The following is a 23,272-nucleotide window of genomic DNA, read 5'->3' on the forward strand; positions in this document are numbered from 1 at the left end:
CGATGGAACAGCAACCCATTCCCATGGTCGATTTGCGCGCCCATTTTGCGCCGCTGCGCGAGGAAATCCTTGCCGGTATTGGCCACTTGCTCGATCAGACGGCCTTTATCCTCGGCGCCGAAGGCCGCGCCTTGGAGGCAGAGATTGCCGACTATCTGGGCCTCGCCCACGGTATTGGCTGCGCTTCGGGCACCGATGCTCTTTTGCTCGCCCTGCGTGCCCTCGATATCGGCCCGGGGGATGAAGTCATCGTTCCAACGTTTACCTTTATTGCCACCGCCGAGGCGGTGCGCTATGTGGGTGCAACCCCCGTTTTTGCAGACGTAGACGAGCACTATTTTTGTGTGAGTGCCGAGACCGTCGCGCCGTTGATCAGTCCGCGTACCCGCGCCATCATCCCGGTACACCTCTACGGTCAAGCGGCGCCAATGCCGGAGTTGTTGGACCTGGCCGCAAGCCATGACATTCCCATCATCGAAGACATGGCCCAGGCCATCGGTGCCCGCTTGGATGGCAAGCGCGTTGGCGGTTTTGGTCGTATTGCCTGTGTTTCCTTCTTCCCCAGTAAGAATCTGGGAGGAGCTGGCGATGGCGGCATGGTCTTTACCCAAGACGATGCCCTCGCCCAGCGCCTACGTGGTTTGCGCAACCATGGCTCCTGGCAGACCTATCATCATGAGGTGCTCGGCTACAATAGCCGCCTTGATGAGATGCAGGCCCTCATCCTACGCAAACTCTTCCGCCAGCTCGACAGCTACAATGAAGGCAGGCGCCGTGCCGCGAGCCTCTACGATGCTGCCCTGGCGGATCTACCCCTGCGGCTGCCGGCGCGCCGCGCGGGGGCGGAACATGTTTTCCATCAATATACCATTCAGGTAGAGGGCCGCGACGCCCTGCGCGCTCGACTGCAGGCCGAAGGCATTGCCAGTGGGGTCTATTATCCCATTCCTTGTCACCAGCAGCAGGCCTTTGCGGATCTACCCCCGCGGCCTTGCCCGACGGCGGAGCAACTCAAAAACACGGTGCTCTCCCTACCCATGTTTCCGGAGCTGCAAGCGGCGCAGGTGGAGCGCATCGCCGGAGTCATACGGGCGCATCTGCGCGGCGGATGAAGACTGCCTTTGTCATCGCCATCGAACGTTCGGGGGAAAACCTCGGCCTCGATCTGCTGGCACGTTGCCAGCGGGCGGGAATCGAGATGCGTTGGCAAGGCGTGGTTGGCGAGCGACTGCAAGCCGCTGGAGTGCAGAACATTGCCGATGGCGAGGTGCTCGGCGTCATGGGTTTGGTGGAGGTCCTCCGCCATTATGGCGCGCTACGGCGGCTTTTTCGGCAAATTCAGGAGTATTTGCGGCGCGAGCGGCCCGATGCCGTAGTGCTGATCGACCATCCCGCTTTCAACCTGCGTGTTGCCAAGGAGGCGAAGCGCCTGGGAATTCGCGTGCTCTACGTGGTGGGTCCGCAGATTTGGGCTTGGCGGCGCGGGCGGATTACGCAGATTCGCAGCCGCATCGACGAGATTTTTCTGCTCTTTCCCTTTGAACGGCCGCTCTACCAAGCCGCCGGCATTCCAGCGCAGGTCTTGCCTCATCCCTTGCTAGCGCAAACCCTCGCCGTGCCCAACAAGACGGCGGTGCGCCAAGCCCTGCAGCTGGGGGAGCGTCCGCTCTTGGCCTTGCTCCCCGGTAGCCGGCGTAGCGAGATGCAGCGTTTGGCGCGGCCGATGGCGGCTGCGGCCTTGGGTTGGCAGCAGGCGCATCCCGAATGGCAGCTTGCCGTGGCCCTGGCGCGGGAGGAATTGCGCCCGCTCTGGCGCCAGCAGGCCGGAGTAGGCCCGGAGCGGATTCTGGAGTTCTGCGGGCAGAGCACCGAACTCCTATCGGCCGCCGACCGGGTCTTGGTGGCGTCTGGTACGGCTACCCTCGAGACCGCCTTGCTGCGGCGCCCGGCCATCGTCCTCTATGCCATGCAAGGCCTCACCTTTGCCATTGCCAAACGCTTGGTGCGGGTGCCGCACATCGCCCTTCCCAATATCCTCTTGCAGCAACGGGTCTACCCTGAGTTATTGCAAAGCGAAATCACACCCGAGCGGGTGCTGCAGGAGTTGGAGCAGTTGCCGGTAGCAGAACAGGAGCAAGCCCTGCAGCCCCTGCGCGAACTCCTCCAAGGCGATAGCGATGAGGCGATTGCTCGGGCCTTACGACGTAGCTTGCTGGGAGTGGAGGCGTGATCGAGCATCTCGGGCCGGGGGTGGCCGGGGTAGATGAGGCAGGACGTGGCCCTTTGGCCGGGCCGGTGTTGGCGGCAGCGGTGATGTTGGCGCGGCCGATTGCGGGCTTACGCGACTCGAAGAAGCTCTCGCCCAGCCGACGTGCGGAGCTCGCTGCGCGCATTCGTGCCGAGGCACAAGCCTGGGCGATCAGCTCCGCCAGCACCTGGGAGATCGAACGCGACAATATTCTCGGCGCCACCCTTGCCGCCATGGATCGCGCCCTGCGCGCCTTGCCGCTGCGCCCGCAGCGCATCTTGGTTGACGGCAATCGTCTCTTGTCCCACTGGCAGGCGGAGGCTATGGTAGGAGGAGACGATCGCGTAGATGCCATTGCCGCGGCCAGTATCCTGGCCAAGGAGGCGCGTGACCGGGAGATGCGCTTGCTCGATCAACACTACCCTTTGTACGAATTTGGCCGTCATCAGGCCTATGGAACCGCCGCGCACTTGCTGGCGCTGCGTCGTTTTGGGGTGACGTCATTGCATCGACGGCAGTTTGCGCCAGTGGCAGCACTGTTGAGGAAGGAAGGATGAACCCGGGTTTTGTGCACTTGCATGTGCATTCGGAATATTCCTTGGAAGATGGGATCATCCCCATCAAAAAACTGGTGCAGCGCTGTGTGGCCCAGGGCATGCCCGCAATTGCCGTTACCGACCATGGCAATCTCTTCGCCTTGGTCAAATTCTACAATGCCGCCCGCGCCCAAGGCGTCAAACCCATCATCGGTAGCGAGCTCTGGCTGCAAGGAGAGGGCGAGGCGCCGGCAGCGAGTTTGATCCTGCTCTGCCGTAACGCCGCGGGCTTCCGTAGCCTCAGTCATTTGCTGAGCCGCGCCTATCTGGAAGGCTTGGTGGATGGCAAGCCGCGCATCCGCCGCGCTTGGCTGGAAGCCGAAGACCGCTCCGGCCTCATTGCCCTGTCTGCGGCTGGGCAGGGGGAGGTCGGCCAACTGCTCTTGCGCGATCCCGCACGCGCCCGCGTCGCGGCCGAGCGCTACCAAGAATGGTTTCCCGAGGCCTTTTACCTGGAAGTGCAACGCAATGGCGAGGCAGAACAAGAGGCCCTGAATGAGGCTACGCTTGCCTTGGCCTTGGCCCTCGATCTGCCCCTGGTGGCTACCAACAACGCCCATTTTTTGGATCGCGACGATTTTCCCGCCTTTGATGCCCGCCAGTGTATCGCTGCCGGCTACACCTTGGCCGACGAGCGGCGCCCGCGGCGTTTTACCCCCGAGCATCGGCTGCGTAGCCCAGAGGAAATGCAGGAACTTTTTGCCGATCTGCCCGAGGCTTGCGCCAATACCGTGCAAATTGCCAAATCCTGCAATCTCACCCTGAACCTAGGCCAGTATACCCTTCCCGATTTTCCTACCCCCGATGGAAGTTCCATCGAGGTCTACTTTCGCAAGGCAGCGGAGCAGGGTTTGGAAGAGCGTTTGCGGGCCTTGGAACTGGGTGCGACGGAGAGCATTCCCTATCGCGAGCGTCTGCTGCGCGAGGTGGAAGTCATCCTGCAGATGGGCTTTCCCGGGTATTTCCTCATCGTTGCCGACTTCATCCAGTGGGCGAAGGATCATGGCGTGCCCGTGGGCCCGGGGCGTGGCTCCGGCGCCGGCTCTTTGGTGGCCTATGCTTTGCGCATCACCGATCTCGATCCGATTGCCAATGCGCTCCTTTTCGAGCGCTTTCTGAATCCGGAGCGGGTCTCCATGCCCGATTTCGATATCGATTTCTGCATGGACCAGCGCGATCGTGTCATCCAATACGTGGCCGATAAGTACGGCCGTGAACGTGTTGGCCAGATCATTACCTTCGGTACCCTCAAGGCGCGAGCGGTAGTGCGCGATGTGGGGCGTGTGCTCAACCTACCCTATGGCTTTGTCGACCAGCTCGCCAAGCTGGTGCCCGGGGATTTGGGCATGACCCTTGCCAAGGCCCTGGAGGAGTCGGAGGAACTCCGTCGTCGCCAGCAGGAAGAGGATGATGTGCGAGAACTTCTCGACATCGCTTTGCGCCTCGAGGGGTTACCGCGCCACGCCTCCACCCATGCCGGTGGGGTGGTGATCTCGCCGGAGCCGCTGGCGGATCGCTTGCCTCTCTTTACCGACGGCGCCGAGGGCAGCGGTAATGTGACCCAGCTCGACAAGGACGATGTCGAGAAAATGGGCTTGGTAAAGTTCGACTTTTTGGGTTTGCGCACCCTTACCATCATCGACATCGCCTTACGTGGCATCAACGCCGAGCGCCAGGCGGCAGGGCAGGCGCCTCTCGACATTGCCAAGCTACCCCTCGACGATCCCGAAACCTTTGCCTTACTCAAATCCACCGAAACCGTCGCTGTTTTCCAGCTCGAATCCGCGGGCATGCGCGACCTCATTCGGCGTCTGCAGCCGGATAATTTCGAGGACATCGTCGCGCTGGTGGCGCTCTTTCGGCCTGGCCCCCTGCAGTCGGGCATGGTCGATGACTTCATCGCCCGCAAGCACGGTAAGGCCAAGGTCGCCTATCCGCATCCCCTGCTCGAGCCCATCCTCAAAGACACCTATGGCGTCATCGTCTACCAGGAACAGGTAATGCAGTGCGCCCAGGTTCTTGCCAACTATTCACTGGGCGGAGCGGATTTGCTACGCCGCGCCATGGGTAAAAAGAAGCCGGAAGAAATGGCCAAGCAGCGGGAAATTTTTCTTGCCGGGGCCGCAAAGAATGGCATCGAGGTGCATCAGGCCACCGCCATCTTCGACTTGATGGAAAAATTTGCCGAGTATGGCTTCAACAAGTCGCACTCCGCCGCCTATGCGTTGGTGTCGTATCAGACTGCCTACCTCAAAACCCATTACCCCCAGCATTTCATGGCTGCCGTACTCACTGCCGATATGGACCATACCGATAAGGTCGTGGCCATGATCAGCGAATGCCGGCGTATGGGCATTGCGATACTGCCGCCTTGCGTGCAGCTCAGTGATCTTGCTTTCCGTCCGGATGCCGCGGGACTACGCTACGGCCTGGGTGCCATCAAGGGGCTGGGACGGGCGGCGGTGCAAGCAATCATCGAAGCCCGCGCGCGCGGGCCCTTCCGCGATTTTTTCGATTTTTTGTGCCGCATCGACGGGCAACGCATCAATCGTCGTAGCCTCGAGGCCCTGATCAAGGCCGGTGCCCTCGATAGCTTTGCCGTACCCCGGGCACAATTGCTGGCTTCCCTCGATAGCTTCCTCGAGGCAGCGCAGCAGCAGCAACGGCAAGCGTTCAGCGCCCAATCCTCTCTCTTTGGTGACGATAGTCCCGAAGAGTGGGCGAGTCCCGTCCTCCTGCCGGTACCCGTTGCGGCGGGTAGCGACCTGAATGGCGAGCGCGAAACCCTGGGTTTTTATCTTAGCGATCACCCCTTACGCGCCCTGCGCACGGACCTGCGCGCCCTGGGGATCGAGGAAATCGCCCAGGCCAACGCCGGGCAGCAGGTTTTTTTGGCGGGCATGGTGGTGGCCCGGCGCAGTATGCGCAGCAAGCGCGGCGACCGCATGCTCTTTCTCACCCTGGAAGACGAATCCGGGCGCATGGAGGTGGTGGTCTTTTCCGAAACATGGAAGCAGTTTCGCGGCCAGATCCGCGACGATCAGCCACTCTTGATCGTTGGCGAGACGAGTGAAGACAAATATGCCGGTGGCCTGCGCCTGACTGCCCAGCGCGTGCTCGAGCTCGACGAGGCCCGCGAACTGCTGGCCCGGCAGATAGTGCTGCATGTGGGGCCGGATGTGCCGTTGGCGGTAGCCGAGTTGGCGGCTTTGCTCCGCGCCCACCCGGGGCCAACACCCCTACGTATCGCCCTCAGCCTTGCCGATGGGCGGGCGGTGGCCCTGCTCGAATCGACGGCGGGCGGTGTCGCCGCCAACGCTGTCTTCCGTACTGCCCTGACGGCATTGCTCGACCCCAGCCGACAGGAATGGCAATATGCGCCTGCAGGCAACCTGCTCAGCGAGGCTGCTTCTTCCCGCGAAGAGTTGCGGCGTCAGCGTTCTGCGTGAGAGAGAGAAAGGGTGAAATTACAGTATCTCGATTTTGAACAGCCCATTGCCGAACTCGAAGGCAAGGTGGAAGAGCTCAAGGCCCTCAATCAGCCGGGCATTCAGGAAGACATCAAGCGCCTGGAACTCAAGGCGCGTAAGGAGCTGCAGCGGATTTACAGCAAGCTCAGCGCTTGGCAAACGGTACAGGTGGCAAGGCACTCCCAGCGTCCCTACACCCTCGACTATGTCGCGGCATTGTTCACCGAGGTGGAGGTGCTTGCCGGTGACCGCAGCTTCGCCGACGATGCGGCAATCGTCGGTGGTCTCGCACGCTTTCGGGGGCAGGGCGTGGTCTGGATCGGGCAGCAGAAGGGGCGCGACACCAAGGAAAAGATTCTGCGCAATTTTGGCATGCCGCGTCCCGAGGGATACCGCAAAGCCCTGCGCCTGATGCGTTTGGCGGAGCGCTTTCATCTCCCGGTGCTCACCTTCATCGACACCCCTGGTGCCTACCCCGGCATTGGCGCCGAGGAGCGTGGCCAGAGCGAGGCCATTGCCCGCAATTTGGCGGTGATGTCCGACCTCGCCGTGCCCATCATTTCTTTGGTGATTGGGGAGGGGGGATCTGGTGGCGCTTTGGCTATTGGCGTTGGCGATCGCCTGTTGATGCTCGAGCACAGCGTGTATTCGGTGATTTCACCAGAAGGTTGCGCCTCGATTCTGTGGAAGGATGCCGGCAAGGCGGCAGAAGCGGCAGAAACCCTGGGCATCACGGCGCGCCGCTTACAGGCTCTCGGGCTGGTCGACGAAGTCATCGAAGAGCCCCTGGGTGGTGCGCATCGCGACCCCGACTTGGTCTATCGCCGCGTTGGCGAGAGTTTTGCCGCGCAGCTTCAGCAACTGAAAAGTTTGGAAACTAGTCGGCTGTTGAGCCATCGCTACGAACGCTTGATGCACTATGGTGTCGTTGGCGCCGCCTGAGCCCGAGGCTTGGCTGCGCCACAAAGTCTGGACTGAGTGGTCCCTTCCCCCAGAAAAACGTCTTTTTCTTGCCTTTAGCGGCGGTGGCGATTCCACGGCCCTACTGGCGGCTGGGCAGGCCATCGGTTTGCAATTGCACCTGTTGCACGTAAATCACCACTGGCATCCCGACAGTGATCGCTGGGCTGCGCATGCCGAGCAACAAGCCGCGCGCTACGGCTATCCCTGCACCGTGCTTAATCTGCCTGCCGACCTGGAAGGAGAAGGCCCGGAAGACCGTGCCCGGCAAGGGCGCTATGCCCTGCTGGCCGCGCAACTGCAGGCAGGGGATTGGCTGCTCAGTGCCCAGCATCGCGATGACCAAGCCGAGACCCTGCTGTTGCAGCTCTTGCGTGGTGCGGGCATTGATGGCTTGGCGGCCATGCCCGAGCGCCGTCCCCTTGGCCGCGGTACCTTGGCGCGTCCTTTTTTGACCTTGTCGCGGGCGCAGCTGCAGCAGTACCTGCGGCAACGCGGGCTTACGTGGATCGAGGATCCGGCCAATGCCGATCCGCGCTATGCCCGTGCTCGCGTGCGTCAACACGTCTTTCCGCTCCTTGCCGACTTGGGCTGGCCCAAGGCCTCAGAATGCCTAGCGCGCAGCGCCACCAACCTAGCAGATCAGCGCGCCGTGGAGGATGCGTGGTACCTAGCGCGAAAGCAGGAGATCTGGGCGACATCGAAGTCGCCTCCTCACTGGCTTCCCGTGCGGGCAGTGCAGGCCTTGTCCCCACCGCTACAGCGGGTCTTGCTGCGCCGTTGGCTGCGCGATTTGGCGGTGCCAATGCCCGACCAGCACACCCTGCAGCGCCTTCTGCGTCTGTGCGGGCCGCAGCAAGGCGGCAAACGACTGCAATGGCAGGATGTTTTCTTTTGGCGCCAGGGAGAGCGGCTCTGGTTCTGGCGCGAGCTGCCGGATTTTTGTCTCGATGAAAGACCTTGGCTACCCAAGCTACCCAGCGGGGAAAGCTGCGGATTCCGCTGGGCTTGGGGCAAGGAGCGGCCGGTCGAACTCAGCGAGAGCGCAGTGGCGGTGGGCACCAAAACGCAGCTGGCAGCAAGCCGACTGTACTGGCGGCGCCGCGAAGAGGGGAGCCTCTATTGCAATCGCAGCGGACAAAAGCGCCCGGTAAAAAAACTGTTGCTGGAGCTCGCAGTGCCGCCTTTTTTGCGCGACCGCATCCCGATCTTATGGACAGAAGCCGGGGAGATTCTCTGCATCCCCGGCTTTTACCCGCCGGCGCTCACAGCGGCCGGCGCGGAGGAGTGGCTCTGGGTGGATTGGACTGCTGCCCACCGGTAGGGAGGGCGGGAGCATCAATCCTGCGCCATTTGCCGTTCGCGTTTTTCTTCGAGCGTCTTGCAATCGATGCAGAGGGTGGCGGTGGGGCGCGCCTCGAGGCGACGCAGGCCAATCTCTACCCCGCAGGCCTCGCAATAGCCATATTCTCCCGCATCGATGCGCGCCAGGGCCTGATTGATCTTGCGGATGAGCTTGCGCTCCCGATCGCGTGCCCGCAGTTCCAGGCCCATATCGGTTTCCAGGCTGGCGCGATCGTTGGGGTCGGAGTAGTTGACGTTCTCCACCTGTAGGTTTTGCACCGTGCGATCCACTTCGGCCATTAGCTCGTTGCGCCAGTCGGTCAAGATCTTACGAAAATGTGCAACCTGGGCGGGGCTCATGTACTCTTCGTCGGCCCCCGGCTGGTAGGGCTCAAAGGCTTGGATTTGGCTTGCATTGCCTGGCTGGAGGGCGGCAGCGCTGTCCGTCATGGTCTGTCTTCCTATGGTTAGCTTACAGAAAATTCGCCATGGTTTAGCAGAGATTACCGCCTTTGGCAATTGTTACATTTTCAGGTATAACTCCGCCGCATCGGCGCGGCCACCGCACTGGCGCCAACCGTAGCTTCGAGGAGAGACCAAAATGCATCGCTTGCGCGCCCTGATTTTCGATGTTGATGGAACTTTGGCCGATACCGAGCGCGACGCCCACCGCGTTGCTTTCAATCTAGCCTTTGAGGAGTTTTCCCTACCGTTTCGGTGGGATGTGCCCACGTACGGCAAATATCTCAAGATTACCGGCGGCAAGGAGCGGCTGCGCGGCTTTCTCAACGATCATCCCCAGTATCCGCAACTGAGCGATGCCGAGATTCGCCAAATACATCAGCGCAAGACAGCCCTCTACGGCGAAATCATCGCCGCGGGCGTGGCACCCCTGCGCCCGGGCGTAGCGCGCCTGCTCGATGCCGCCCAAGCAGCGGGGCTGCGGCTTGCCATCGCCACCACCACGACCCCCGACAATGTTTCGGCCCTACTGCAAAGCACCCTTGGCGCCGGCGCCTGGGAACGCTTTGATTACATCGGCGCAGGCGACATCGTGCCCCACAAAAAACCGGCACCCGACATCTACCAGCACGTTCTTGCCCAACTGCAGCTCTCTCCTGCGGAATGCTTGGCCCTGGAAGACTCCGAGAACGGCCTGCGCTCCGCCCTCGGCGCTGACCTCGCGGTAGTCATTACCCAAACCGAGTACACTGCCGACCAGGATTTTTCTGGTGCACTGCGTGTGCTCGATCACCTTGGCGAGGTAGGGCAGCCGGGTACCGTTCTTGCGGGTACCGAAGCAGGGCAAAAGCGGGTGGTCGACCTCCCCACCCTCGAGGAGTGGTTTGTAAGGGGTAGCAACCGCAGCGTGTAGGATCAGCTTTCCCGTCGGGTAAGCGGCCCGGCCGATCTATGGCGATTTTTACTGGCCGACACCGCAAGCAATAGTGTCTGCTCTGGGGCTCACGCGGATAGGCACATGTGCATCAGGTTGACTCATCCAAGTCGATGCCCCTGCAATCCAGACAATTCGATTCGCGCAGTGAACCGTCTCGCCCTAGCTTTCCGCTCGCGTCGACATCCATTTGCATCTTGCGGGCTGCCTGCGCCTATCGTCATTCGTTGCACAGCATTTGTGCAGACCAACACAAGCCGCGCCGCAGTCACTGGAAACCGCCGCAGACCACCCCTGCCGATCGACGAATAATGGAGGTTAGGTAGCTGGGCTAGGCATTTCGTCGCGGCGCCAGTCTCCGTACAATGCCCAAACCATGGCAGGTTTGCCTGCCGCAAACATCAGGACGATACGGATGCCTACTCCCTTTCCCTTTGGCCATGCGGCTGCTGCGCATTGGCAGGATGCTCTCGATCAGGCGATGGCAAGCTGTGCTTGGCAGGACTTTCCGAGCACGCTCGGCTTTGTTTATGTCAACGAAGCTTTCGAAACGGAGCTGCCGCTTCTCCTGACCACCCTTCAGGAACGTACGGGAGTGGCAGATTGGGTGGGTGCGGTGGGCATTGGTATTGCCGCCACCAATGCGGAATACCTCGATGAGCCGGCCTTGGCGCTGCTGTTCACCGATCTAGCAAAATCAGAGTACCGCCTCTTTGCGGGTATGGATGCGTACGGCGAGGGTGCTTTGACCCTGGACGACGGACGCCAGGCCGCCCTCGCCATTGTACACGGTGACCCGCAAAGTACCGATTTGCCCGAACAGGTGCGGCATTTGGCAGGACGTTGCAGCACCGGTTTCCTGATTGGCGGGGTTAGCAGTAGCCGCAGTCAGGGGGCACAAATTGCCGGGCGCGTAGTCCGTGGTGGGCTGAGTGGTGTGGCTTTGTCGGATGCGGTGGCGGTGCGCACCCGCTTGAGTCAGGGCTGCACCCCTATCGGGCCGGTACACCACATCCAAGAGGCCGAGCGCAATATCATCGCTACCCTCGATCGCCGTCCTGCCCTGGCGGTCCTGCGCGAGGAGGTCGGCGAGATTTTGGCGCGGGATCTGCGCCGCGCTTCGGGCTTTATCTTTGCGGCACTACCGCTACCGGGCTCGGACCGTAGCGATTATTTGGTACGCAATCTCATTGGTGTGGACGAACAAAACGGGCTGGTGGCCATTGGCGATTATGTCGAACCCGGGGCGGAACTGATGTTTTGTAAGCGCGATGCGGAGAGTGCGCGGCAGGATCTGGAGCGCATGCTGACCGAGTTGCGCGAGCTGACCGCCGGGCGGTCGATCCGAGGTGGGCTCTATGTTTCTTGTTTGGGGCGCGGAGAGAATCTCTTTGGCCCGCAGGCCGCGGAGTTGCGGATGATCTCCGATGTCCTTGGTGCCATACCCCTAGTCGGCTTTTTTGCCAATGGCGAGATCTACCACGACCGCATTTATGGCTACACCGGCGTGCTCACCCTCTTTTTGGGCTAGTCCATCAGTAAAGCCTGTATTGTGATATACTCGATCATCGCAGCAAAAAGGCGGAGACGGTGGCGAAAGCGGAACGCGTAGATCAACGACTCGTGAAAACCGGCAAAGGGGCGCGAGCTGCGCTCTACTTTGCCATCGGCTTGGGAGTGTTCGCTGGCCTTTTGGTCATTTTGCAGGCCTGGCTCCTTGCCCACATCGTCAACGATGTTTCGTTCAAGGGCTGGGGCCTTGCCGCGGTTTCGGGACTCCTCGGCGCCTTGCTCGGTCTTTTTGTGCTCCGCGCCTTGCTGTCTTGGGCGGGGGAGTTGGTGGCCTTTCGAGCCAGTGCCAGCATCAAAACGCAGTTGCGCCAGGAGATGCTCCAGCATCTACTCCGTCTTGGGCCGGTGGCCTTGGCCGGTGAACGTGCCGGTGATGTCGCCAGTACCCTGATCGAGGGCGTCGAAGCCCTGGAGCCCTATTTTTCCCGTTACCTGCCACAGATGGCCTTGGTCAGTCTGGTGCCCTTGGCCATCCTCGTCTTTGTTTTTCCGGTCGATTGGATCAGTGGTCTGATTTTGTTGATTTGTGGCCCCCTAGTGCCGTTTTTCATGGTGCTCGTTGGATATGCCGCGGAGGCCATCAATCAACGGCAATGGCAGCAACTCCTGCTGATGAGCGCGCACTTTCTCGATGTTCTGCAGGGGCTCACGACCCTCAAGATTTTTGGTCGCGCCAAGGACGAAATCGAGATCGTTGCTCATATTTCCGAAAACTATCGCCGCACGACCATGGCTGGTCTGCGTGTCGCCTTTTTGACCTCGGCGGTGCTGGAATTCTTTGCCAGCCTTTCGATTGCCTTGGTGGCGGTCTCTCTTGGCGCACGCTTGCTGCAAGTGCATGCCTCTATCGATTTTTATGCCGCTTTCTTTGTGTTGCTGTTGGCACCGGAATATTTTGCCCCACTACGCGGGTTGTCTACCCATTATCATGCGCGGATGAGCGCCATTGCGGCCGCCAAGCGCATCTTCGCCATCCTCGATATGCCGGTACCGGAGCGCTCGGCGGCGGAAAAGACCTTGCCGCCATCGACGACGGCACCTGCCATCGAGATCAACGATCTACATTTTCGCTACGCCCCCGAGGATGCTGAGGCCCTGGCTGGTTTTTCTGCGAGCTTTCCGGCGGGAAGCTACACCGCCATCGTTGGCGCCAGCGGTGCGGGTAAGAGCACAGTGGCCAATGCCCTCTTGGGCTTCCTGCAGCCGCAAAGCGGCAGTATTCGTATCGACGGCGAAGACCTGGCGAGAATCGATCGCGATAGCTGGCATGCCCAGTTGGCATGGATTCCACAGAATCCGCGGCTCTTTTATGGCAGCATTGCCGACAATCTGCGCTTGGCCAAGCCCGCGGCGACGGATGCCGAGCTGCGGCAGGCAGCACGAGATGCCCATGCCCTCGAATTCATCGAGCAGTTACCTCAGGGCTGGGATACCCGCATTGGTGATCTTGGCCAAGGTCTCTCAGGCGGGCAGATCCAGCGCTTGGCCTTGGCGCGCGCCTTTCTCAAAAATCCGCGCTTTTTGCTGATGGACGAGGCCACCGCCAATCTCGATATGGAGAGCGAGTCTCTCTTTCTGGATTCTTTGGAGCGTTTGCGTCAGGGACGTACGGTGATCGTCATCGCCCACCGTCTGGCCACCGCGCAGCGGGCGGAGCGCATTGTCGTTCTCGACGCCGGTCGCGCGGTGGAACAGGGGAGCCCCGCAGCACTGCTCGCCCAGAACCGCGCCTACGCGCGCCTCGTACATGCCTATCGGGGGCATCATGGATAAAAACCGCGATCTCTGGCGCCTGCTGCGTCTCTTTGCTCCCTACCGCTGGTGGATGCTGGGGGGGGCACTACTCAGTTTGCTCACTATGCTCTCCAACTTTGGACTGATGACGCTTTCCGGCTGGTTTTTGGCAAGTGCTGCGCTGGCGGGTCTGGGTGGTTGGGCGACCCTAAACCAATACAATTTTTTCCTGCCGGCGGCGGGCGTGCGCGGCTTTGCGACTACTCGGGTAATTTCCCGCTGGCTCGAACGCATTGTTACCCATGAAGCGACCTTTCGGCTGCTTGCTGAACTGCGAGTCTGGTTTTATACCCGGCTGGAGCCGCTGGCACCGGCGGGACTGCAGGGCTATCGCTCGGGCGACGTTCTCTCTCGCATCGTTGCCGATATCGATACTCTCAATAATTTTTACCTGCGCGTCTTTACGCCATTTTTGGTGGCCGGCATTGCGACCCTGCTCATGGCCGGGTTTTTCGCCCTCTATGCTTGGTCGGTGGGGCTTGCGCTACTAATTTTGCTCGCCCTTACCGGCTTGCTGCTGCCCTTGCTCAGCGAGCGCTTGGGCGCGCAAAGTAGCCGCGAAATTACCCAAATCCAGGCAGAAATGCGGGTGCAGATCGTGGACACCCTGCAGGGAATGGGCGAAATTCTCACCGCCAATGCCGCCGGCCGTGTCCAGGAGCGGTTTCTTGACGAAAACGAGGCCTTGCTCGAGCGCCAGCGACGACTGGCAGGAGTGGCCGGTATTGGTACCGCTGGTATGAGCTTTATGGCCAACCTCACCCTCTGGGTCATTTTGCTCTTGGCAATTCCCATGGTGGCACGGCACTCTTTGCCCCCCGCCGAGCTTCCGATGTTTGCCTTGGGCACCATGGCAGCCTTTGAGGCAGTACTGGCGTTACCGCTGGCCTTCCAGTTTCTCGGGCAGACGCGCGAGGCAGCGCGCCGCATCTTTGAGATTGCCGACCGACAGCCGCTCTTTGCTGATGCCGAAACGCCGGTACCAGAGCCGCAGCGCTTTGATATCCAGTTGCAGGGTGTGCATTTGCGCTATCCCGATGCGCGGCAGGATGCGCTGGCTGGCTTGGATTTGAGCGTGCGCCAGGGAGAGCGGGTGGCTATTCTTGGCGCTACCGGGGCCGGTAAGAGCAGTATTGCCAACCTACTCCTGCGTTTTTATGACTACCAGACCGGTTCCGCACAGCTGGGCGGGCGGGAGTTACGCGAGTATCCGAGTGATCAGCTTCGCCGGTACTTTGCGGTGCTGTCGCAACGCAGTCATCTCTTTCACAGCACGATTCGCGATAATCTCTTGCTTGCCAAAGGCGATGCCGAAGAGGACGAGCTCTGGGCGGCCCTGCGCCAGGCTCAGCTCGCGGACTTCGTGGCGGGATTGCCCCACGGCCTCGATAACATCGTCGGCGAGGGCGGTGTGAATCTCTCGGGTGGACAAGCGCGGCGCATTGCCATTGCCCGGGCGGTGCTCAAGGATAGTCCCATCCTCCTCCTCGATGAGCCGAGCGAAGGACTGGATGCCATAACCGAGGCAAAATTCTTACAGGACCTGCGCAGCCTGATGCAGGACCGCACGGTCATCTACATCACCCATCGCCTCTTGGGGCTGGAGGATATGGACCGTATCTATGTGCTGGCAGCCGGAAAGGTGCAGGAGGAGGGAAGCTACGCAGAACTGGTGGTAAGTCCCGACAGCCTGCTGCACCGCTTCGCGCAGTTTGGCGGCACCCTTGTTGACGCGTGAGTCAGCTCTGCTTACCGCCGAATTCCGTGTCTATTATCTCGTGCAGTAACTGCATGGCGGCGGCGCTGTTTTGTTGACACTGTGGCTGGGCGGGGTCGTTGAGGCAATGTAGGCTGCTACTCAGCAGTTGCTTGGTCTTTTGCTGCAACTGCGCCTGCGCTGCGGCATGCTGTGGGCTGCTGCTCAAGCGCGACACTCCAAAGCCGACCGCCGTCGACAGTACGCTGGCAATCAAAAATACCAGTAACTTGCGGCTAAAGCCGGGAGGCATGCCATGCTCGTCGAGGTAGCGATGGCCATACCAGGCAAAGGGAAAGTAGCTGACGATGCCAGCAACCAGCCCCCACATGCCTTACTCCTTGGCTTTGGCGTCGAGGGGCAGGGTGTAGGGCAAGGTGCCAATCCGTAGGTTGCCGCCATTGCCACCACCGAGGTGCAGCGGCTCGCTGGCATTTGCCGCGCGTAATACAACGAGGGCGAGATGCTCGTTGCCTTCGGTTGCGGTATTGATGACCATACCCACGGGCTGCTCTCCCATGCTCGGGGCAAAGACTTCTTGCCCGGGCTCTAGGGGCACATCTGCAACTACTAGATAGCACTGCCGTTTCAGCACCCCTAAGTAGTGCGAGCGGGCGACGATTTCCTGCCCCGGATAGCAGCCCTTTTTGAAATTGATACCGCCCAGCACCTCCAAATTCAGCTCCTGGGGGATGATCTGCTCGCTGCTGGCGCGGGTGATGAAGCCGGTGCCGGCACGAATGGCTGCTACCCACCAGTCATTGGCGGTAGTTGCCGTTGCCGGGAGTTTGGCTAACGTATCGCCGACTGAGGCGGCGTCGCTGACGAGCAGAAGTGCCGCCGGTACTGGCCAGGGTAGGGGGGCAAGAGCGGCAATGCCGGTATGCTCTGCAAGCCCAGCCGGATCGAGACCAGTACCCCAGAGCCCCCATACGTCTGCTGCCACGGTTTCGATTTCGGCTTTGGCCATCATGCGGAACTTGCGCAGTCGTTGCGCCACCTCTTCGACGAGGTCGCGGGCGAGGAAGAGGAACAAACCGTTCTCGCCGCGCCACAGAAAGAAGTTGGCAATCATCCGTCCCTTGGCGGTGCTGTAACTGCTCCACTGCCCGGCGCCCCTTGGCAGGGAGAGTAGGTCGTTGGAGAATTGGCTTTGCAAGAATTTGTCGGCGTCGGGGCCATGGACATGCAGGGCTCCCAAACTGTCGGTCAGGGGAGCGTAGTGTATGTCGGCCATGGGGTTTGTCTCCAAGAATGGGTTGTTGCAGGTCGCTCATGATAGCGCAGGAGGCGAGTTGGACCAATCATTACCGGCTCTGCGTTTGGGTAATCGACGCGCGCAGCGCTTGCTCTATGCCTTGCCCTGCTACGTGGCAATATGCTGTAGTCTGCTGACCATCTGGGTAGACTGGCGCGTCGGCCTCATCCTCTTGGCGATTGCGGGCGCCTGGACCTACCTACGTTGTCCGCGGCAGCGGCCGCGCCTGCTGCTGCATCGTGGCGGCGATGTCTACGAGTTGCGCCTCCTTTCTGGTGCGCGTTGGCGCGGCACCATCCTACCCGGTGCCGTCTTTGCCTATCGTCTGCTCGTGTTACGTTTACAGGCGGAAAACGGTGCGCGAATCACGGCGCTGGCGTGGTTTCCGCCCGAAGATCCGCGTTGGCGTCGATGGCGGGTCCACGCCCGACGTCTGCGGCTCGGGGAGCCGTCCAGTCGCGACGCTGCAGCAAATGCCGCGGCGGCTCCGCCAGTTCCGGAAAATCTTGATCGAAATGACAGCCACGGGATTCGTGGCGCCGCAAGGCCCCTTCGGTAATCAATAGGGCGCAGCGTAGTAGGCTCCGCCACTCCAGGTCGGTGCGTCCTACGGGCAACGCGGTATCCAGACCCTCTGCCTCCCACTCCCGCAGCTGGGTAAGGGCACGCTCCATACCTTGCTGCTGACGGAGAATGCCGACCTCCTGCCAGAGCAAATCCTGTAGTTCGCGAATCCGCTCCGGCCGTTGTGCTTGGGTTGCGCTGGGCGCCGTGGCGGGTTGCGGCGGGCGCTTCGCGCTGCGGTCGGGGAGGGCGCTGGCACCGGCCAGGTCGGCATACACCGCGTGTGCCGCAACGACGCACTCGAGCAGGGAATTGCTTGCCAAGCGATTGGCGCCGTGTAAACCGGTACTGGCGACCTCGCCAATGGCGTAGAGCCCGGGCAGTTCGGTTCTTCCTTGCGCGTCGACCAACACCCCACCACAGCTATAGTGGGCGGCCGGCACCACGGGAATCGGGCCGCGGCCGAGATCGTAGCCCCGCTCTCGACAGTGCCGGGCGATGTTGGGAAAGTGCTGCTCGATCAGATGTCCAGGCGCATGACTGATATCGAGCAGAACATGGTCGAGCCGCTTGGCCTGCATTTCGCGAATGATGGCGCGGCTGACCACGTCGCGGGGTGCCAATTCGCCACGCTCGTCGTGACGGGGCATGAAGCGTTCGCCATTGGGCAGGCGCAGCAAGGCGCCCTCCCCACGTAGGGCTTCGCTCAATAAAAAAGCGGGTTCGCCCGGGCTGTAGAGCGTGGTGGGGTGAAACTGCACGAACTCTAGGTCGCGCAGGGTGACCCCGGCGCGCCAGGCGAGATCGATGCCATCCCCCGTCGCCACGCTGGGGTTACTGGTGTGTCGGTACACCTGCCCCAAACCACCGCTAGCCAAGATCACGGCGCGCGCCGCAAGAAAGGTCCACGAGTCTTGCCCAGAAGCCTGTAGCCAGGCGCCAGTAATGCGCCCGTCATCCTCCTGCAGGGCGCCAACGAGGGTGTGGGGCAGCAGCTGGATGCGCGGTTCCGCCTGCGCCGAGTGCAGCAGTCCTTGGATGATGCTGTGTCCGGTCCGGTCGGCACGATGCAGAACGCGGCGGGCCTGATGTCCTCCCTCGCGGGTGAGCTGCCAGTGCTCGTCTTGCCGGTCAAACTGCACCCCCCAATGGAGGAGTCGCGCAATGGCTGCCGGTGCCTGCGCCAAAATTTGGGTCGTGGCGACGGGCTCGCAAAGCCCAGCGCCAGCGCGCAGAGTATCTGCCACATGCTGGTCGACACTATCGTCGCTCTCTGGCAATACGGCGGCAATGCCGCCTTGCGCCCAATCGCTCGCCGAGAGGGTCAGTGCGTCTTTGCTGAGCACCGTTACCCGCCCCAAGGCGGCTAGCTCCAAGGCGCAGGCAAGGCCGGCGCTACCGGCGCCAATGATCAAAAAATCGGTCTCTAGCATGGAGGGAATTGCCCTTGCGGTTGCGCGACTATGGACCGCTCATGATACGATGACGAATGCACTGGTGAAAGGCGCGCCAACTTTTGCCGCTGCATGGGCCAGCAGATTTTTCCAAAAGGAAATACCGAATGCGTAAACCGTCAGGGACGGCTACCGAGAGCAATACGGATGGTGGCGCCCAGACCGATCTTCTCCTCGTGCAGCGGGTACAGAAAGGTGAGCGGCGTGCCTTCGACTTGCTCGTACGCAAGTACCAGCATAAGGTCGTCGCTCTCATCAGCCGTTACGTGCGCCAGCCCGAAGAGGCCGAGGACGTGGCGCAAGAGGCCTTTGTGAAGGCCTATCGCGCTCTGCACAATTTTCGCGGAGACAGCGCTTTTTACACCTGGCTCTATCGTATTGCGGTCAACACCGCCAAAAATCACCTCGTTGCGCAGGGGCGTAAGGTCAGCATTGCCGATGTCGACACCGATGAGGCGGAACAATTCGATAGTGCCGATGGACTAAGGGAATACGATACCCCCGAGGGCATCTTGCTGAGCAAAGAGATTGCGCAGCACATCGACGCAGCGCTCAAGGCCTTGCCGGCGGATTTGCGCGAGGCGGTCAGCCTGCGGGAGTTGGAAGGCCTGAGCTACGACGAAATTGCCCAGGTGATGGATTGCCCGGTGGGGACGGTGCGTTCTCGAATCTTTCGGGCGCGTGAGGCGATTGCCAAGGTCTTGGCGCCTTTGTTGGAGCATAGTAGTCATGAACGATGAAACGAAATCGGCCTTGATGGCATTCATGGATGGCGAATTGAGCACTCTCTCGGCGCGGCGAATGGCTAGCCGCCTGGAGCAGGAGACAGCACTGCGCGATGTTTGGGAGGCACAATATCGCGTGTCATTTTTGCTGCGTGCCCGCGGTACGGGTGCGGTGCTCGCGAGCCCCGGCTTTGCCGATCGCGTGCAAGCGGCCATTGCCGCCGAAGTCCCCGCATTACCTCGGGGTCGGCGGGCTGCGCATTGGTGGGGATGGTCTTCCGTGGCGGCCGTGTCGCTACTTTCGGTGTCGCTGTTCGTGTTTACTCCCTGGCGGGACAGCGTGAGCCCCGTGGCCAAGGAACAAGCCGTCGTCTCGGCTGCAGCCCTCGCCCAGCCGGCAGCGGAGCATTTTCATCTGCGCCCAGTACGTTTCACGACTTCTTCGGCGCCCCTGCTGCATGCCGATCTAACCATACAACGTGATATACAGCGAATCTGGCGGCCAGCGCCGGAGCGTTACTTGTCGGGTTCTTCTGCGCAGATTGTTTGGTTTTCTTCCGCATCCGCGGGGCTCTTGCCGGTCGACTATCGTGCGCAGGAAGGCATCTATGCCGGCTTGGATGCCGCTGACCATCATTGATGGTTCCGGTTCTGGACAAGCCCCACTCTCCTCGCTACCCTCTGTAGCGCATTGATCGATGGTGACAAATCTGCCATCGATCGAAAAGCCACGGCAGGGCGCCTTGGCGTGGCGCAGTGGTTTACCCATAAGAATCGGCTTGGGTGCCGACATACTGGAGGTTCTGTGCAAGGGAATAAATGGCAGTTGCGGCGCTCGGTTGCCGCTTTGGGTGTGGTGTTGGCGGGCATGGCAATTTCGCCCATCCCGGCGCTGGCGGATACGGCCAATTTGGTTGCGCTTCCGGATTTTACCCCAATCGTCAAGCGCTTCGGTCCGGCGGTAGTCAACATCAGTACCACCGAGACCAAAGTTGCAAAAGAGCCGCAATCGCCTTTCCCGCCTAATTCGCCTTTGCAACAGTTCTTTGGCCCCTTCGCGGGACCCAACGAAGGGCCAGCCCAGAAATATCAGGTGCAGTCTCTTGGTTCGGGCTTCATCGTCAGCCCAGATGGTTATATCGTTACCGCCGCCCATGTGGTGCGGGGAGCGCAGAAAATCATCGTCAGCCTGACCAATCACCAACAATATCAGGCGAAACTCGTTGGTCTCTCCAACCGCATCGACGTGGCACTGCTCAAGATCGACGCCCAGAACCTGCCGACGGTGCAGCTCGGCGATTCCTCCCGCCTGCAGGTCGGGCAGTGGGTACTGGCGGTGGGTGCTCCCTTTGGGTTTGAGAATAGTGTCACCCAGGGGGTGGTCAGCGCCACCTCAAGGCCGTTGCCAGACGATCCCTACATTCCCTTCATTCAGACCGACGTGCCCATCAATCCCGGTAATTCGGGCGGTCCGCTGTTCAATATGAAGGGCCAGGTCGTGGGCATTAACGACCAGATCTACACCAACAGCGGCGGGTATATGGGCTTGTCGTTTTCCATTCCCATCAATGTTGCCATGGACGCCGTCAAGCAGCTCAAACTGCACCAGAAGGTACATTTCGGTTGGCTAGGGGTGATGGTGCAGAACGTCAGCATGGACTTGGCGCGCTCTTTCCACATGAAGGAGCCGATCGGGGCCCTGGTATCTCAGGTGGAGCCGGATGGTCCCGCCGCCAAGGCCGGTCTCAAGCCGGGCGATGTCATCGTGTCCTTTGACGGGCAGCCGATCTACAACTCGGCGCAGCTGCCGCCCCTGGTAGGTGGTTTGCCGGCTGGCTTTCAGGCCAAGGTGGGAATCATCCGCAACGGTAAGTCGATGACGATTCCTGTTACCGTCGAAAGTTTGCCCTCCAGCGCCGACGATCAGGGTGGCCCCGCCCAAGAAAGCGAGGCACCGGAGCAGAAGGGCAGTGTGGCGCGGATGAGAATTCAGGTTGGCCCCTTGAGCGCAGCAGCGCGCAAACAGCTCGATGTCTCCTCGGGCGTTCTGGTACTTGGGGTTGCCAACGGTCCGGCGGCAATGGCCGGAATTCGGCCCGGCGACGTCATTCTCCAGGTGGCGCAGCAGCCCATCGACAACGTCGCACAATTGCAGAAGTTGGTATCCTCTTTACCGGCTGGGCAGCCGATTCCGGTACTCATCCATCGTCGCGAAGGGAACTTCTACGTGGTTCTCTCCCTGCCCCGCTGATTTCTGGCGGTTTCCGGGGGGTTGGCATCGAGCCACCCCCCTTTTGTATTGAGATTTGGGTGCATGAGCACAGAGCAAGAGCGAATTCGTAATTTTTCCATCATCGCCCATGTCGATCATGGCAAGTCTACCCTCGCCGACCAATTCATTCGGCTCTGTGGTGCCTTGACAGAGCGCGAGATGGAAAGCCAGGTACTCGACAGCATGGATATCGAGCGCGAGCGCGGTATCACCATCAAAGCCCAGAGCGTACGCCTGCAATACCATGCCGACGACGGCCAAGATTACGTTTTTCATTTGATTGACACCCCGGGGCACGTGGATTTTTCCTACGAGGTCAGCCGCTCTCTCGCCGCTTGCGAAGGGGCCCTGCTGGTGGTCGATGCCTCGCAAGGGGTGGAAGCGCAGAGTGTGGCCAATTGCTATACCGCTATGGAGCACGACCTCGAGATCATTCCGGTGCTCAACAAAGTGGACCTGCCGGCGGCAGATCCAGAGCGGGTCAAGCGTGAAATCGAGGAAATCATTGGGTTGCCCGCCGCCAATGCCATCCTTGCTAGTGCCAAGGAAGGCATCGGTATTCGCGAAATTCTCGAACAGGTGGTGCACGATATCCCCGCGCCTCGAGGTGATCCGCAAGCACCCCTACAAGCCCTGATCATCGACTCTTGGTTTGACAACTACGTCGGTACGGTAGTGCTGGTGCGCGTGGTAAATGGCAACCTGCGCAGCGGCCAGCGTATTCGGACCATGGCCGGTGGCAAAGAATACACCGTCGAAAAGACGGGTGTTTTTACCCCCAAAGCACTCATGGTGCCAGCTTTGGAGACGGGAACCGTGGGTTTTGTGATTGCCGGCATCCGCAGCATCGAGGGGGCGCGAGTGGGCGATACCCTCACCGATGCCGCCAAGCCCGCCAGCGCGGCGCTACCGGGTTTTCGCGAAGTGCAGGCGCAGGTCTTTACGGGCCTGTATCCGATCGATTCGTCGGATTACGAACGCTTTCGCGAAGCCTTGCAAAAGCTGCGTCTCAATGATGCAGCCCTGCAATTTGAGCCGGAGGTCTCGCAAGCCCTGGGCTTTGGTTTTCGTTGTGGTTTTCTTGGCCTACTGCACATGGAAATCATCCAGGAGCGCCTGGAGCGGGAATATCAGCTCGAATTACTGAGTACGGCGCCAACAGTGGTGTATGAGATCGAGACCACCGATGGCGAGATTGTGCACCTTTCCAATCCAGCAGATTTGCCGCCAGTCAATCGGATTCGGGAAATTCGCGAGCCGATGATTCGCGCCAATATCCTGGTGCCGGAAAAGTATTTGGGGCAGGTGATCACCCTCTGTGAAGAGCGTCGCGGCCGGCAGGTAAACATGCAATTCACTGGCGGCCAAGTAATGGTAACCTACGAGCTGCCCCTCAACGAGGTGGTGCTCGACTTTTTTGATCGGCTCAAATCGGTGAGCCGCGGCTATGCGTCGATGGATTATGAGTTTTCTCGCTTCCAAGCGGGACCCTTGGTAAAGATGGACATTCTCATCAATGGCGAAAAACTTGATGCGCTGTCGTGGATCGTGCACCGAGATTTTTCCGAGCGGCGTGGCCGGGAATTGGCGGGGCGTTTGAAAGATCTCATTCCGCGGCAGATGTTCGAGGTGGCCATTCAGGCTGCCATTGGTGCCAAGATCATCGCGCGCGAAACGGTCAAGGCCATGCGCAAGGACGTGCTCGCCAAGTGTTACGGTGGGGATATTACCCGCAAGCGTAAGCTCCTCGAAAAACAAAAGGAAGGCAAAAAGCGAATGAAGCAGGTGGGCCGCGTGGAGATTCCCCAGGAAGCCTTCTTGGCTATTTTACAGAGCGACAAGCGCAACTAAGCGCGTACCGAC

The 23,272-nt window shown here is 60.7% G+C and carries 18 protein-coding genes; 14 read left to right on the forward strand and 4 right to left on the reverse strand.

All coding sequences use genetic code 11. The features are described 5' to 3' along the window. The first annotated feature begins 2 nt into the window (after positions 1-2). The 6 genes from RTI30_RS02355 to tilS are packed head-to-tail and all read left to right on the forward strand — an operon-like array spanning position 3 to position 8,598. Positions 3-1,112, forward strand: a complete 1,110-nt coding sequence (locus tag RTI30_RS02355; protein WP_312260869.1) for a DegT/DnrJ/EryC1/StrS family aminotransferase — start codon at positions 3-5, stop codon at positions 1,110-1,112. Continuing rightward, complete coding sequence (lpxB, locus tag RTI30_RS02360; protein WP_312260867.1) at positions 1,109-2,230, forward strand: lipid-A-disaccharide synthase; 1,122 nt, start codon at positions 1,109-1,111, stop codon at positions 2,228-2,230. The genes RTI30_RS02355 and lpxB overlap by 4 nt, the downstream gene beginning before the upstream one ends. After that, positions 2,227-2,805 carry a ribonuclease HII gene (locus RTI30_RS02365; protein WP_312260865.1) on the forward strand — a complete coding sequence of 193 codons (579 nt, stop codon included), beginning with the start codon at positions 2,227-2,229 and terminating at the stop codon, positions 2,803-2,805. Before lpxB ends, RTI30_RS02365 begins: the two co-directional genes overlap by 4 nt. Then, positions 2,802-6,293: a DNA polymerase III subunit alpha gene (gene dnaE / locus RTI30_RS02370; protein ID WP_312260864.1), complete on the forward strand. Its 3,492-nt coding sequence runs from the start codon at positions 2,802-2,804 to the stop codon at positions 6,291-6,293. The genes RTI30_RS02365 and dnaE overlap by 4 nt, the downstream gene beginning before the upstream one ends. A gap of 12 nt (positions 6,294-6,305) precedes the next feature. Beyond that, the gene (locus tag RTI30_RS02375; protein ID WP_312260863.1) at positions 6,306-7,256 is read left to right on the forward strand and encodes an acetyl-CoA carboxylase carboxyltransferase subunit alpha; all 951 of its coding nucleotides are present in this window, start codon (positions 6,306-6,308) and stop codon (positions 7,254-7,256) included. Further along, positions 7,243-8,598 (forward strand): tRNA lysidine(34) synthetase TilS, encoded by a 1,356-nt coding sequence (gene tilS / locus RTI30_RS02380; RefSeq protein ID WP_312260862.1) that lies wholly within the window; start codon positions 7,243-7,245, stop codon positions 8,596-8,598. Before RTI30_RS02375 ends, tilS begins: the two co-directional genes overlap by 14 nt. Before the next feature lie 14 nt (positions 8,599-8,612). On the opposite strand, the gene dksA is transcribed toward tilS, so the two are convergent. Beyond that, a complete protein-coding gene (gene dksA, locus RTI30_RS02385; RefSeq protein WP_312260860.1) occupies positions 8,613-9,068 on the reverse strand; it encodes an RNA polymerase-binding protein DksA in 456 nt (151 codons plus the stop codon). Between the two features lie 151 nt (positions 9,069-9,219). On the opposite strand from dksA, the gene RTI30_RS02390 reads away from it, so the two are divergent. The 4 genes from RTI30_RS02390 to cydC all read left to right on the forward strand — a co-directional run bounded on the left by RTI30_RS02390 (position 9,220) and on the right by cydC (position 15,118). Beyond that, positions 9,220-9,993: an HAD-IA family hydrolase gene (locus RTI30_RS02390; protein ID WP_312260858.1), complete on the forward strand. Its 774-nt coding sequence runs from the start codon at positions 9,220-9,222 to the stop codon at positions 9,991-9,993. Positions 9,994-10,429: 436 nt separating this feature from the next. Beyond that, complete coding sequence (locus RTI30_RS02395; RefSeq protein ID WP_312260856.1) at positions 10,430-11,545, forward strand: FIST C-terminal domain-containing protein; 1,116 nt, start codon at positions 10,430-10,432, stop codon at positions 11,543-11,545. A gap of 59 nt (positions 11,546-11,604) precedes the next feature. Beyond that, the gene (cydD, locus tag RTI30_RS02400; protein ID WP_312260854.1) at positions 11,605-13,359 is read left to right on the forward strand and encodes a thiol reductant ABC exporter subunit CydD; all 1,755 of its coding nucleotides are present in this window, start codon (positions 11,605-11,607) and stop codon (positions 13,357-13,359) included. Then, positions 13,352-15,118, forward strand: a complete 1,767-nt coding sequence (gene cydC, locus RTI30_RS02405; RefSeq protein WP_312260853.1) for a thiol reductant ABC exporter subunit CydC — start codon at positions 13,352-13,354, stop codon at positions 15,116-15,118. The genes cydD and cydC overlap by 8 nt, the downstream gene beginning before the upstream one ends. Before the next feature lies 1 nt (position 15,119). On the opposite strand, the gene RTI30_RS02410 is transcribed toward cydC, so the two are convergent. The 3 genes from RTI30_RS02410 to nadB all read right to left on the reverse strand — a co-directional run bounded on the left by RTI30_RS02410 (position 15,120) and on the right by nadB (position 18,391). Beyond that, entirely contained in the window at positions 15,120-15,467 is a 348-nt protein-coding gene (locus RTI30_RS02410) for a hypothetical protein (protein WP_312260851.1), read from the reverse strand. Positions 15,468-15,470: 3 nt separating this feature from the next. Beyond that, positions 15,471-16,373, reverse strand: coding sequence for a folate-binding protein (locus RTI30_RS02415; RefSeq protein ID WP_312260849.1), 903 nt, complete (start codon positions 16,371-16,373; stop codon positions 15,471-15,473). Positions 16,374-16,759: 386 nt separating this feature from the next. Further along, positions 16,760-18,391 (reverse strand): L-aspartate oxidase, encoded by a 1,632-nt coding sequence (gene nadB / locus RTI30_RS02420; RefSeq protein WP_312260847.1) that lies wholly within the window; start codon positions 18,389-18,391, stop codon positions 16,760-16,762. A 128-nt stretch (positions 18,392-18,519) separates the two neighbouring features. Here nadB and rpoE point away from each other — a divergent pair, with 128 nt between their 5' ends. The 4 genes from rpoE to lepA all read left to right on the forward strand — a co-directional run bounded on the left by rpoE (position 18,520) and on the right by lepA (position 23,260). Further along, complete coding sequence (gene rpoE, locus RTI30_RS02425) at positions 18,520-19,152, forward strand: RNA polymerase sigma factor RpoE (RefSeq protein ID WP_312260845.1); 633 nt, start codon at positions 18,520-18,522, stop codon at positions 19,150-19,152. After that, a complete protein-coding gene (locus RTI30_RS02430) occupies positions 19,142-19,777 on the forward strand; it encodes a sigma-E factor negative regulatory protein (protein ID WP_312260842.1) in 636 nt (211 codons plus the stop codon). The genes rpoE and RTI30_RS02430 overlap by 11 nt, the downstream gene beginning before the upstream one ends. 228 nt (positions 19,778-20,005) lie before the next feature. Further along, the gene (locus RTI30_RS02435; protein WP_312260961.1) at positions 20,006-21,388 is read left to right on the forward strand and encodes a DegQ family serine endoprotease; all 1,383 of its coding nucleotides are present in this window, start codon (positions 20,006-20,008) and stop codon (positions 21,386-21,388) included. Between the two features lie 63 nt (positions 21,389-21,451). After that, entirely contained in the window at positions 21,452-23,260 is a 1,809-nt protein-coding gene (gene lepA / locus RTI30_RS02440) for a translation elongation factor 4 (protein WP_312260840.1), read from the forward strand. Positions 23,261-23,272: the final 12 nt, after the last annotated feature.

This window comes from Candidatus Igneacidithiobacillus taiwanensis (genome assembly GCF_031962545.1).
GTDB lineage: Bacteria > Pseudomonadota > Gammaproteobacteria > Acidithiobacillales > Acidithiobacillaceae > Igneacidithiobacillus > Igneacidithiobacillus taiwanensis.

Excerpts from the sequence above, each read along its gene's own strand:
- RTI30_RS02415 (WP_312260849.1), bottom strand. The coding sequence starts at position 16,373 with ATGGCCGACATACACTACGCTCCCCTGACCGACAGTTTGGGAGCCCTG.
- lpxB (WP_312260867.1), top strand. The coding sequence starts at position 1,109 with ATGAAGACTGCCTTTGTCATCGCCATCGAACGTTCGGGGGAAAACCTC.
- dnaE (WP_312260864.1), top strand. The coding sequence starts at position 2,802 with ATGAACCCGGGTTTTGTGCACTTGCATGTGCATTCGGAATATTCCTTG.
- rpoE (WP_312260845.1), top strand. The coding sequence starts at position 18,520 with ATGCGTAAACCGTCAGGGACGGCTACCGAGAGCAATACGGATGGTGGC.
- RTI30_RS02395 (WP_312260856.1), top strand. The coding sequence starts at position 10,430 with ATGCCTACTCCCTTTCCCTTTGGCCATGCGGCTGCTGCGCATTGGCAG.
- dksA (WP_312260860.1), bottom strand. The coding sequence starts at position 9,068 with ATGACGGACAGCGCTGCCGCCCTCCAGCCAGGCAATGCAAGCCAAATC.
- RTI30_RS02430 (WP_312260842.1), top strand. The coding sequence starts at position 19,142 with ATGAACGATGAAACGAAATCGGCCTTGATGGCATTCATGGATGGCGAA.
- cydC (WP_312260853.1), top strand. The coding sequence starts at position 13,352 with ATGGATAAAAACCGCGATCTCTGGCGCCTGCTGCGTCTCTTTGCTCCC.
- RTI30_RS02410 (WP_312260851.1), bottom strand. The coding sequence starts at position 15,467 with ATGTGGGGGCTGGTTGCTGGCATCGTCAGCTACTTTCCCTTTGCCTGG.
- RTI30_RS02390 (WP_312260858.1), top strand. The coding sequence starts at position 9,220 with ATGCATCGCTTGCGCGCCCTGATTTTCGATGTTGATGGAACTTTGGCC.
- RTI30_RS02355 (WP_312260869.1), top strand. The coding sequence starts at position 3 with ATGGAACAGCAACCCATTCCCATGGTCGATTTGCGCGCCCATTTTGCG.
- nadB (WP_312260847.1), bottom strand. The coding sequence starts at position 18,391 with ATGCTAGAGACCGATTTTTTGATCATTGGCGCCGGTAGCGCCGGCCTT.
- RTI30_RS02435 (WP_312260961.1), top strand. The coding sequence starts at position 20,006 with ATGGCAATTTCGCCCATCCCGGCGCTGGCGGATACGGCCAATTTGGTT.
- lepA (WP_312260840.1), top strand. The coding sequence starts at position 21,452 with ATGAGCACAGAGCAAGAGCGAATTCGTAATTTTTCCATCATCGCCCAT.